Source organism: Geotalea uraniireducens Rf4 (assembly GCF_000016745.1).
Taxonomy (GTDB): Bacteria; Desulfobacterota; Desulfuromonadia; order Geobacterales; family Geobacteraceae; genus Geotalea; species Geotalea uraniireducens.
Window position 1 is genome coordinate 3,441,372 of the sequence record NC_009483.1, and the last position, 11,458, is coordinate 3,452,829.

Here is an 11,458-nt window from a genome sequence, read left to right on the forward strand (position 1 = left end):
CAGGGATCGGGGATTGGGGATCAGGAAAAGCGTTTTAAAACGGTTCCCAGTTCCCAGTTCCCAGTTCCCAGTTCCCAGTTCCCAGTTCCCAGTTCCCAGTTCCCAGTTCACGCCTTTATATTATGCAGCGCCGCAGCAATGAAGGCCCTGAAGAGTGGGTGCGGATTGAGCGGCTTGGATTTAAACTCCGGGTGGAACTGGCAACCGACGAACCACGGGTGATCGGGTATCTCCACAATCTCCACCAGATCCCCCTCCTTGTAAATACCGGAAAGAATCAGTCCGTTTGAGACAAGGAGGTCACGGTAATCATTGTTGAATTCGTAGCGATGGCGGTGGCGCTCGGATATATCAAGAGTCCCGTAAGCCTTTTGGGCGAACGATCCCTTGGCAAGGGTGCAGGGATAAGCGCCGAGGCGCATGGTGCCGCCTTTGCGGCTGACGCCTTTCTGTTCCTCCATAAGATGGATGATCGGGTTCGCGCAATCCTGCTTGAATTCGCTTGAAAAGGCATCATCCAAGTGGCAGACGTTCCGGGCGTATTCCACGACCGCCATCTGCATTCCCAGACAGATGCCGAAAAAGGGGATTTTCCTGGTTCGGGCATACTCTATCGCCTTTATCTTCCCCTCAGTACCCCGTTCGCCAAAGCCACCCGGCACAAGGATGCCGTCAACCCCGTCCAACAAGCCATCAATCCCTTCCTGTTCGATTTTTTCCGAATCCAGGTAGCTCAGATGGACCCGGCAATCGTTGGCAATGCCACCGTGGGTAAGAGCCTCTGCCAATGATTTATACGACTCGGTCAGGTTTACGTATTTACCGACGATGGCGATACGCACCTTGCCGTGACCGGGGTGCATCAGTTTATCGACCACTTGCTGCCAGGGGGTCAAATCCGGTGCCTTGGCCCAGATGTTGAGTTTCTCCACCACCTGTTCGTCAAGTCCCTCCTTATGCAGCGCCAGAGGCACCGCATAAATGTGTTCGGCGTCCATGGAGGTAATTACCGCCTTTTCCTCCACATTGCAGAACAGTGCGATCTTTGCCTTCATCTCCCGGGGGAGATCCTGCTCACAACGGCAGAGAAGGATATCCGGCTGAATGCCGATCTCCCGCAATTCTTTCACCGAATGCTGGGTCGGCTTGGTTTTCAGTTCGTCGGCAGTCTTGATGAAAGGAACGAGGGTAACATGCAGGTAGAGGACGTTACCGGCGCCACGGTCGGCCTTGAACTGGCGTATCGCTTCGAGAAAAGGTAGCGACTCAATGTCACCCACGGTCCCGCCTATCTCGATAATAGCGATGTCCGATCCTTTGGCGTTATCGAGTATCTTGGATTTTATCTCGTCGGTAATATGGGGGATTACCTGCACGGTGCCCCCCAGATAATCGCCGCGACGCTCCTTCTCGATCACGGAAAAATATACCTGGCCGGTGGTAAAGTTGCTCTTTTTCGAAAGGCGTGCCGAGGTGTACCGCTCGTAATGGCCCAGATCCAGGTCGGTTTCGGCGCCGTCATCGGTAACAAACACTTCACCATGCTGAAACGGCGACATGGTGCCGGGATCGACGTTGATGTAAGGATCCAGTTTCTGATGGGTAACCCGCAGACCGCGGGCCTCCAAAAGCGCTCCCAAAGAAGCGGCGGCGAGTCCCTTGCCAATGGAGGAAACAACGCCGCCGGTAACAAAAATAAATTTGGTCTTCATGTAAAAACTCCTTACCTTAAGTAGTAACTAGTGAGTCGTGAAGTGTAAAAATCGGACTACCCACCACTTACTCTTCACTGCTCACTACTTTTTAAGTCTCTCCAACACCTTCTCCAGGTCGCCGGGAGTATCGACCCCTATGGATTCATAATCGGTCTCCACGACCTTGATTCTATAACCGTTTTCCAGAACCCGGAGCTGCTCCAGCTTTTCCGCCATTTCCAGGTAAGTGGGTGACATCTGGGCGAATTGGAGGAGGAAGTCGCGACGGTAAACATACAGTCCCACGTGCTTGTAGCAGAGCAGTTTACGCGAGGCAAACGCCTCGTCCTTCAGATCATTCCACTTGTCGCGGAAATTGGGTAGCGGTGAACGGGAAAAATAAAGGGCATACCCTTCCCAGTCGGTAACCACCTTGACCACATTGGGGCTGAGAAAATCGTGCAAGGTCTTGATGCGTGTTTTGAGGGTCCCCATCATGACAGAAGAATCCTCGGCGAGCGGTTTGATCGCCTCATCGATCATGGCAGGCTCAATGAGGGGCTCGTCGCCCTGAACATTGACGATGATGTCGGAATCGAGACGCGCCGCCACTTCGGCCAGCCTGTCCGTCCCGGTTTCATGCACCCTTGAGGTCATCTCGGCCCTGCCGCCGAATGCATGGACAGCTGCGGCAATCCGCTCGTCGTCAGTGGCCACGATTACTTCGGAAACCAGCGAGGCTTTGGCGGTCCGCTCGTAGACATGTTGCACCATGGGCTTGCCCATGATGTCGGCAAGGGCTTTCCCTTCAAAACGGGTGGATGCATATCTTGCGGGAATAATTGCTGTTATTTTCATAGGATCAAGGGACCGTGAAAAAAGATAAAAATAGATATGTCCCTTCTCTCGTAAGGCGGGACAAAGTAAGTTACATCAAAAGAAAGGTTTGTGTCAAGGAGGGAAATTACACCATGTCTGTCAGGCTGTTGGTCCAGTTAATCGTCTCCATCTGCGCTCTGAGGAGGTGGTCAAGATGGATATCGGTCTGTTTCAACAGCAGATCGGCGCCGGCAAAATCTGCCTGCTCCAGCTTTTCCGTCAATTGCAGAATCATACCGAGCGGTCCTTCCCTGGTGAGGAGCGCCTGACGTATGTCATCGGCAAGATTAAGTTGCCTGACCATCTCCTCCATGGACACTTCGAACAATGAATCGACAAGTGAAAGAATGCCGGTCATGAAAGCGCGGTCGGAAAAGTCCGGGTCAACAATAAGGGTCGGCTGTTTTTTAACCAGCAATTCCATAAGCTTACCCCGTGTTGCCGCAATCACCAGAAGCGGGCTGAAAACACCATGAACACTCTTGCTGGCAAAAAGCGCCAGCATGATCCATCGCTTCAATTGTTGCAATCCCAGCACCATTAAGGCATGGCGCAATGTTTTGATCCGCTCCCTCAACCCTATGGCCACGGAATTGACCAGGCGCAACAGGTTATAGGTCAGGTTCGGGTTTTGCTTGAACGTTTCTTCTATCTCCCTGAGTTCAACATCCCTGAGCACCTGCTCCAGCAGTTTTGTCAGGGTCAATTGGGCAATGTCCACCCGGTTCTGCTTTAAAACCACGGGATGGGCAAAATAATACCCCTGAAACAGCTCAAAACCATGGGCAGAGCAAAAAGAGTATTGCTCAGCGGTTTCCACCTTTTCCGCCAAAAAAGTAAGCGGCCAGCGCTTCAAAGGCATCAATGCCTCCGACAGGGACGCGCAGGAATTCTCCAGAATATCCAGCTTCACGATGTCGATCAGGGGATAGAGCGGCTCATAGGCTGCACTGTATTCATGGTCGTCCAGAGCAAGGGTAAAGCCGAGCTTTTTAAGGTCGCGGCAACGTTTGATAACGTCAGTATTTATCTCGATAGTCTCAAGGAGCTCGATAACGACCTGCTCTTTCGGCAACAATTCAAGCGTGTCATTCATCAACATGTCCAGGTTGACGTTAAAAAAGCCCTTATGCCGACCAAGTACTTCTTTGGTGCCGAAATCGGTAAGCGCATTGACAATGACACTGGCGCTGGCTTGAAAGCTGTCGGAAATATTCGCGCTCAACAGGCTTTCCGCCGAGCGGAACAACAACTCGAAACCGATGATTTGCTGATCCCGATCCAGTATCGGCTGGCGGCCGAGAAAATATTTTTCCTGAGACATGCGAATCTCCTTGAAAAGCCGTGCTACTCACTGCTCACGCCTCCCTAATCGCACAACCTGACAACCTCTCTCGCTATGCTGTCCAGCGGACGGACAAGGTCCACCCCGCCAAGCTTTATCGCTTCATGGGGCATGCCGAAGACAATGGAAGTAGCTTCATCCTGGGCAATGGTCTTCGCCCCGGCCTCCTTCATCTCAAGCATTCCCTTGGCGCCATCGTCGCCCATGCCGGTCATTATTACCCCTACCGCATTTTTGCCCGCATAGCGGGCCGCCGAGCGGAACAGCACATCAACCGAAGGACGGTGCCTCGAAACGAGGGGGCCATCCTTGACTTCCACGTAGTAACGGGCGCCGCTCCGCTTGAGAAGGAGGTGATGATTGCCGGGGGCGATCAGAACCCGGCCGCGGACGACCGTATCGTTGTTCTCCGCTTCCTTGACCGAAACGCGGCAGATCCCGTTAAGACGCTGTGAAAAAGCCCGCGTAAAGCCCTCCGGCATGTGCTGAACGATGACGATCCCCGGGCTGTCGGCGGGAAGCACCTCGAGAAAGGCTCGCAAAGCCTCGGTGCCGCCGGTCGAGGCCCCTACCACTACCACTTTTTCGGTAGTCTGCATCATGGCCCGTGAATTCGGTTTTGCCATGATCACATCCGCTGTCAGCTTCGGGGCAACAATGCGCGGTTTTGCAGACACCAGCCTCACCCGCGCCTGACTGGCAGCCTTGACCGCATCACAGATCCGCACCCGGGACTCCTCAAGAAACTGCTTGGTCCCCATGCGCGGCTTCTGAATGATCTCCACCGCCCCATACTCCAACGCCTTCAACGCCGTTTCGGAACCCATGTCGGTAAGGCTCGAACACATGACCACGGGAATCGGGTGCTGGCTCATGATCTTGTGCAAAAATGTGATGCCGTCCATGCGCGGCATCTCCACGTCCAAGGTGATGACGTCGGGGATTGCCGCCCGGATCCGGTCAGCAGCAATGAAGGGATCGGCAGCCGTGGCAATCACCTGGATCTGCGGATCGGAGGAAAGGATTTCCGCCATGGTCTGACGCACGACAGCCGAGTCATCGACAATAAGCACCCGTATTATATTTTTCATGCGATAGATCCCTGCATCGTAAAGAAAGATTCTGAAGATGTTTGACCCGCTTAAGCCCTGATCAGACTGATCAAATCGATTCAGAATGAATCACCATCGAACTGTGCAAGCGCTTCAAAAGCACCTCTCCGGTATGGGTATAAAAATATATCTTGCGCCCCCGCAGGCCGCCCAGGTCGGAAGCGATTATTCTGAGTCCCTCGTTATCGACGATCTGGAGAGCTTTTTCAACATTCTGCCGCCCGACGCTGCTGCTTTTTCTCGCCCCGACCTTAACGTTGAACATGTCGGAACCGCCGAAGACTTTAACATCGATTTCACTTTGGACAATGCCACGCTTCTGAAATACCTCCAGCATGCGCCTGATGGAACAGTCCACATACCTGAATCCCTCCAGACAGTGGCCGTCGCACGGCCGGGCGTTTCTGCACGATGGCAGCAGACCGTGACAGATCGCGCCGATCTTGAGCCGTTCATTATACATGGCAACCGCCACACAAGAACCGAGCAAGGTCGTAACGATGGTCGGTTCCTCACAGATGCGCATCTCTCCCGGCTTGAGATAGAGGTGCGGCAATTCCGTCGCAAGCGGCGTCATTTGAGTTTCCTGTAGACGGTCGGATGAACCATGGTCAACGGCACATCCAGTCCGCTCAAGGTTTCGGAATGTCCCATAAAAATGTAAGCGCCCGGCACCATATGTACGCAAAAATGATTCAACAGTTTTTCCTGGGTCGGCCTGTCGAAATAAATAATCACATTTCTACAGAAAATGATATCGATCGGTTCACGCATGGCGAAATCGCCATCCATGAAGTTCAGGCGGCGAAATCGCACCTTTTCCCGTAACTCCGGCACGATCCGCACCCTTTGGCAGCTTTTGTCCTTACTGCGCAGCAGGTACTTTTTTTTCAATGTCATCGGCACGGGGATCACCCGTTCTTCATCATAAACGGCCAGCTTGGCCTTTTCCAGCACACGCGTGGAGATATCTGTGGCAAGGATTTGATAGTTGAAGCCAGGATAGCTGTCCGCGAATTGTGAAAGCACCATGGCCAGGGTATACGGTTCTTCGCCCGTGGAACAGCCGGCGCTCCAGACCACGAGCTTTTTTCCCGGATGCCTGTTGACCCATTCGGGCAAGACATTTTGCAGCAGGTAATCAAAGTGATCCGGTTCGCGGAAGAAGTCGGTCTTGTTGGTGGTCACCAGGTCGATCATCTGCACCATTTCATTTTCTATCCCCTGTGAGCTGAAGAGATAGTCGCAGTAAACATGAAAAGATTCTATTCCAAGGCTTCTCAGGCGTTTTTGCAGGCGCGCTTCAAGCATGGTTTTTTTAGCGATCGGCATCTTGATGCCAAGTTCGTCATATATGAACTGGCTCAAACGGGAAAAATCTCCGTTAGACAAGGTGTGGGAACGTTCCACACCATGACAGGCATCGTTCATCTTCCTGCCTCCTGAATAATTGATATATATTGGATAATTGGAGCTGCGCCCTGAAGTTATCCTGATTTTCTTATCGGCGCTTATTGGAAGATGTTTAGGGGAAAATCAGGCCAAAGGCCAAAGGTGAAAGGCTAAAAGTGAAAGGTGAAAGGACCAAAGACTGTGGATGGAAAAGGATAAAGGCCGAAGGTTTCCCTTCAGCCTTTATCCTTCAGCCTTTATCCTTCAGCCTCCGTTCAGAACTTCTCGAACTCGGAATCCAGGTTGTCATTCTCCATATCCAGGCCGACCCCTCCGGCATTGACCGCCGCCTTGCCGTTCGCAACCTGACCCTTGTCATAGCCGTTCGCTTTCTTGATATGGGCGATATTATGCACCTTTGCCTTGCCGGTCTGCTTTGCCGCGTTTTTGGCCACTGGCCGCGACTGAACCGCTGTCCTCTTCACAGCGCTCCTCTCATCCACCTTGAAGAAGGCAATAGTAGCCTGGAGCTGCTCCGCCTGGGAGGCGAGCTCCTCGGCGGTAGAAGCCATCTCCTCGGATGCGCCGGCGTTCTGCTGGATCACCTGATCCAGCTGCTGGATCGCCTTGTTGATCTGTTCTGCGCCGGTATCCTGCTCCCTGCTCGCCGCGCTGATCTCCTGCACCAGCTCGGCGGTCCGCTGGATATCCGGCACCATCTTGGTCAAGAGATCGCCCGCCTTCTCAGCCACATCAACGCTCGATGCCGAAAGCTCGCTGATCTCGGCAGCCGCCTTCTGGCTCCTCTCGGCCAGCTTGCGCACCTCGCTCGCCACTACGGCGAATCCCTTGCCGTGCTCTCCGGCACGCGCCGCCTCGATGGCTGCGTTCAATGCCAGGAGGTTCGTCTGCCGCGCTATCTCTTCGATGATGGAGATCTTCCCTGCTATCTCCTTCATGGCATGGACGGTCTCTTCCACGGCCTTGCCCCCTTCCTTGGCGTCACCGGCGGACTTCACCGCAATCTTTTCGGTCTGGATGGCATTATCGGCGTTCTGCCTGATGTTGGACGACATCTGCTCCATGCTGGAAGAGGCCTCCTCGGCAGCGGCCGCCTGCTCGCTCGCCCCCTGGGACATCTCCTCAGAACCGGAGGAAAGTTCCTGACTGCCTGAGGCAACATTGTCCGCAGCGCTCTTCACCTCGCCGACGATCTCCTTCAGCTTTGCAACCATGGCCCCCATGGCGGTCAGCAACTGGCCGGTCTCATCCCCGCTGTTCGACTCGATGGCGACGGTCAGGTCACCCTCGGACAGCTTATTGGCAACGCTCACCGCCTCGGTGAGCGGACGGACGATGCCGCGGGTCAGAAAAAATGCTGTAAAGATGGCGATCAGAATAGCAGCAGCCCCCAGGCCGATCATCGTGTTTCTGGCACTTTCATATTCTTTAGCCGCTTCTTCGTAGCGCATCTTGTTACGCTCACTGTTGTGCTCGATCAGCTTTTCGAGCAACTCTTGCCACATATCAATAGCAGGCGCCGCTTCTTTTTTCATGAAGGCAATCGCTTCGACGTCTTGTTTTGCCGCATCAAGCTCCAGCACTTTGTTGTTCAGGGTACGGGCATGATCCTGTACCTCCTTTAACTTGGCAAATAAGTCATGTGATTTTGTATCATCCTTACTGGTCATTTCCTGTATTTTTTTGAAATTCTCGTCATACTTAGCTCTGGCACCATCAATCTTTTTTAGCATCTCGGGATGTTTGGATGCATCCGTCTCCATGATAATGTTTCTCATATTGACTTGAATCACACCAATTTGATCGTTACTGTCGTTGGCCAGTTCTATTCGGACACTGTTGATCGTTACTATGCGGTTAAGATTCTCTTTAATCCCGGCCATGCTGTGTACACCTTCCCAGATCAGCACCACCATAATTACCAACAACAAACCAAATCCCAGAGTCATCCGCTTGCCTATCTTCAAATTACTGAACCATTTCATATTCGTAGCTCCTATAATTGCCCGTGGAAAGTGTAAATGGATTTATTCACCCTTCACTTTTCGCATCCCTGGGTATTCCTCACCCGTTAACGGCCATTGAGGGTTGTTCCCCATACACCGCCGCCAGATCAGCCATGGAAAAAACCTTGTCCACGTCGAGGATCATAATAAACCGCTCGTCGCGCTTTCCCATCCCCAGTATAAAATCCGTATTGAGCTTTGTGCCGATCCGCGGCGCAGGCTCTATCTGTTCCGGCTCAAGATCCAGCACCTCCTGGACCGAATCCGCCATGGCGCCCAGTATCGTAATCTCCCCGTCGATAGCGACCTCCACGATGATGATGCAGGTATTCACCGTTTTTTCCGTGACGGCCATGCCGAATTTAAGGCGCATGTCTACCACCGGCACCACATTGCCGCGCAGGTTTATCACCCCGCGCATAAACTCCGGCATCTGCGGCACCTTGGTTACGCTGGAGAAGTCCAGGACCTCCCTGACCTTGCCAATATCCAGGGCAAACACCTCCGCATCAAGGGTAAAGGTCAGATACTGCGTTATTTCTCCCATTCCGTCTCCGCCCATAGACTGCTCTCTCCTTTCGCCAACAACATAAGACTTTGCACATAAACTTTCTTATCGTCCACCCAAGAAATTTCTTTAGTGTTTTTCAGCGTTGTCCGGTTTGGTTTTTGCTTACGTCCCGTAGGGACAGAATACTGGTAGCCGGGGAATTCATTCCCCGGTCATCCAGGCGAAATATCATCACGTCACGTACGTGACGTGGGGAAATATAGCATCTCATCCGGGGGATGAATCCCCCGCTACATTCGAACGCCCCTAATGGGGCTTAACAACCTTGATGCACAAACCAAACCGGACAACGCTGAGTGTTTTTAACTAACAAAAAAACGCCGTGGTCTCCCACGGCGCTTCCGGTACAGGCAAAGGTGACAATACCAGCTTTAAAAGCTATATCCCCATATCATTCATAATCTCAATAAGTTTCCTGCCGTCAAGCGGCTTGTTCAGGAAAAACTCCACCCCCAGTCTCCGGCAGCTTTCGATGTCTGACGGCTCTTGGGAGGAACTGGTGATGATGACCGGGATGTCCCTCATTCGCTCATCATCCCGGATGGATTGGAGCACTTCCAGGCCATTCAACTTGGGAAGTTTCAGATCTAGCAGGATTAACCGCGGCATCATGGCTTTGTCGCGTTCCGCATGGTTGCCGGCACAGAACAGACAATCGATTGCATCCGCCCCGTCGCGGGCGACCAAGACCCCTTCAATGCCGCATTTCTTCAACTCTCTCAGCGTCAGAAATTCGTCATCAGGATTGTCCTCAACCATTAAGACAAGGATGTTCGACCACATCAGCACTCCTTCCTGTTAGGGCCTGTCAAGCCTTAGAGTGAAAAATAAAAGGTTGCGCCCTTTTCTATCGCCCCTTCCGCCCAAATTCGGCCGCCATGGCGCTGAATGACCCTCTGCACGGTCGCAAGACCGATACCGTTGCCGGGAAACTCGCCGGGGCAATGGATGCTCTCGAACGGCTTGAACAGCTTCTTGGCAAATTTCATATCAAAACCTACCCCGTCATCACGGACATAACAGACCCTGCGTCGTTTATGCTCGGTAATGCCGAATTCTATCCCTGCCGTCGAATGTTTCGCCGTATACTTCCAGGCATTGTCGAGAAGGTTTTTCAATGCAATCGTTAACATCGCGACATCGCCTTTCACCATGACATCAGGGGCTGCAACGAATTCAACGACACGGTCGGGATGCATCTCCTTCAGCTCTTGAATTATTGAACGGGCAATCTCACTCAGATTCACATCCTGCACAGTCAGCTCGCTCCGTGTCAGCCTGCTCAGTTCGAGAAGGACATCGATCACCCTTTTCAACTGCAGGCTTCCCTGTTCTATACGTTCGGCGTAAAACCGGCCTTGCGCGTCAAGCAGCTCTGAGCAGTCTTCCAATATGGCCCGGCTGTAACCTTCAAGGCGGTTGAGCGGGGCGCGCAGGTCGTGGGAGATCGCATAGCAAAAACCTTCCAACTCCCTGTTGGATGCCTCCAGTTGTGCGGTGCGTTTAAGGACGCGCTGTTCCAGCTCCTCGTTCAATTTCCATATTTCCACTTCGGCCTGTTTACGTTCGCTGATATCGCGGTTGCTGCCGCGAATACCGATAAAATTGCCATTGTTGTCGAAAACCGGCCGGCAGACATGCCCAATCCATCTGCAACTTCCATCCGGACGGATAATGCGAAACGCGGCCACATCGCTTTTGAATTTTTGCTCAACTTCATGCCGATGGCTTCGAAAACTCGATCGGTCATCCGAATGGATAATTCGATAAAATAGATCAGGGTCTGCCGCAAAATCATCCGCACTATATCCGGTGATATCCAGGCATGCCGGCGACGTGTATATAAAGCGACCCTCCGGGTTTAACCAGAATTCCCATCCATAGGTGTTATCAGCGACTATGCGGTATTTCATCTCCGATTCACGTAGCGCTTCTTCTGCCCGCATGCGCTCCACGACTTCACATTTAAGCCTTACATTTGCCTTTTCCAGTTCAGCAGTCCTCTCTTTAACCTTTGATTCCAGATCTTCCCGGGATTGTAACAACGCCTCCTCTGCGGCTGTTCGCTCCCGCTCGCACCGCACCAGCCGTCTGCCCACCAGACAAATGCCGCCTACCCCCACCATCCAGAGGATGACATATCCCAGGCTGTTGAAAAGAATCTCCCGATGCCCGACAACTGTGATCGGCGCCATGTGGTTTGTTTCACGGACCACGCTCCCGACGAGAAATACGGCCGGCAATATTGTCCATGCAGCAACCAGTGGCCAGGCATACCGTTCCAAAGTGGCGCAGCTAGTTTTTTTTCTGGTGGAATCATTTGCCATTTTTGCTGCATCCATGCTTACAAAAGACCGGGAAAATTCCAGCCACATTATTATAATGATTTAACATTAGACGTAAAGCTAATAATCATTATTTTGGTTAAAAACCGGTAT

General features: G+C 52.6%; 10 protein-coding genes. All 10 read right to left on the bottom strand.

Features of this window, described 5'->3' with window-relative positions:
* Nucleotides 1-107: 107 nt before the first annotated feature.
* The gene (locus GURA_RS15160) at nucleotides 108-1,712 is read right to left on the bottom strand and encodes a CTP synthase (RefSeq protein WP_011939820.1); all 1,605 of its coding nucleotides are present in this window, start codon (nucleotides 1,710-1,712) and stop codon (nucleotides 108-110) included.
* A gap of 84 nt (nucleotides 1,713-1,796) precedes the next feature.
* On the bottom strand, nucleotides 1,797-2,552 hold the full coding sequence (gene kdsB / locus GURA_RS15165; RefSeq protein ID WP_011939821.1) for a 3-deoxy-manno-octulosonate cytidylyltransferase: 756 nt from the start codon (nucleotides 2,550-2,552) through the stop codon (nucleotides 1,797-1,799).
* 106 nt (nucleotides 2,553-2,658) lie between these two features.
* A complete protein-coding gene (locus GURA_RS15170) occupies nucleotides 2,659-3,897 on the bottom strand; it encodes an EAL and HDOD domain-containing protein (RefSeq protein ID WP_011939822.1) in 1,239 nt (412 codons plus the stop codon).
* A gap of 44 nt (nucleotides 3,898-3,941) precedes the next feature.
* On the bottom strand, nucleotides 3,942-5,009 hold the full coding sequence (locus GURA_RS15175; protein ID WP_011939823.1) for a protein-glutamate methylesterase/protein-glutamine glutaminase: 1,068 nt from the start codon (nucleotides 5,007-5,009) through the stop codon (nucleotides 3,942-3,944).
* Between the two features lie 70 nt (nucleotides 5,010-5,079).
* A complete protein-coding gene (locus tag GURA_RS15180) occupies nucleotides 5,080-5,607 on the bottom strand; it encodes a chemotaxis protein CheD (protein WP_011939824.1) in 528 nt (175 codons plus the stop codon).
* Nucleotides 5,604-6,461 carry a CheR family methyltransferase gene (locus GURA_RS15185; RefSeq protein WP_011939825.1) on the bottom strand — a complete coding sequence of 286 codons (858 nt, stop codon included), beginning with the start codon at nucleotides 6,459-6,461 and terminating at the stop codon, nucleotides 5,604-5,606. The genes GURA_RS15180 and GURA_RS15185 overlap by 4 nt, the downstream gene beginning before the upstream one ends.
* A gap of 236 nt (nucleotides 6,462-6,697) precedes the next feature.
* The gene (locus GURA_RS15190) at nucleotides 6,698-8,428 is read right to left on the bottom strand and encodes a methyl-accepting chemotaxis protein (RefSeq protein ID WP_011939826.1); all 1,731 of its coding nucleotides are present in this window, start codon (nucleotides 8,426-8,428) and stop codon (nucleotides 6,698-6,700) included.
* 79 nt (nucleotides 8,429-8,507) lie between these two features.
* A complete protein-coding gene (locus GURA_RS15195; protein ID WP_011939827.1) occupies nucleotides 8,508-8,996 on the bottom strand; it encodes a chemotaxis protein CheW in 489 nt (162 codons plus the stop codon).
* Between the two features lie 402 nt (nucleotides 8,997-9,398).
* Nucleotides 9,399-9,803: a response regulator gene (locus GURA_RS15200; RefSeq protein ID WP_011939828.1), complete on the bottom strand. Its 405-nt coding sequence runs from the start codon at nucleotides 9,801-9,803 to the stop codon at nucleotides 9,399-9,401.
* Nucleotides 9,804-9,835: 32 nt separating this feature from the next.
* Nucleotides 9,836-11,347 carry a sensor histidine kinase gene (locus tag GURA_RS15205; protein WP_232278921.1) on the bottom strand — a complete coding sequence of 504 codons (1,512 nt, stop codon included), beginning with the start codon at nucleotides 11,345-11,347 and terminating at the stop codon, nucleotides 9,836-9,838.
* Nucleotides 11,348-11,458 lie beyond the last annotated feature (111 nt).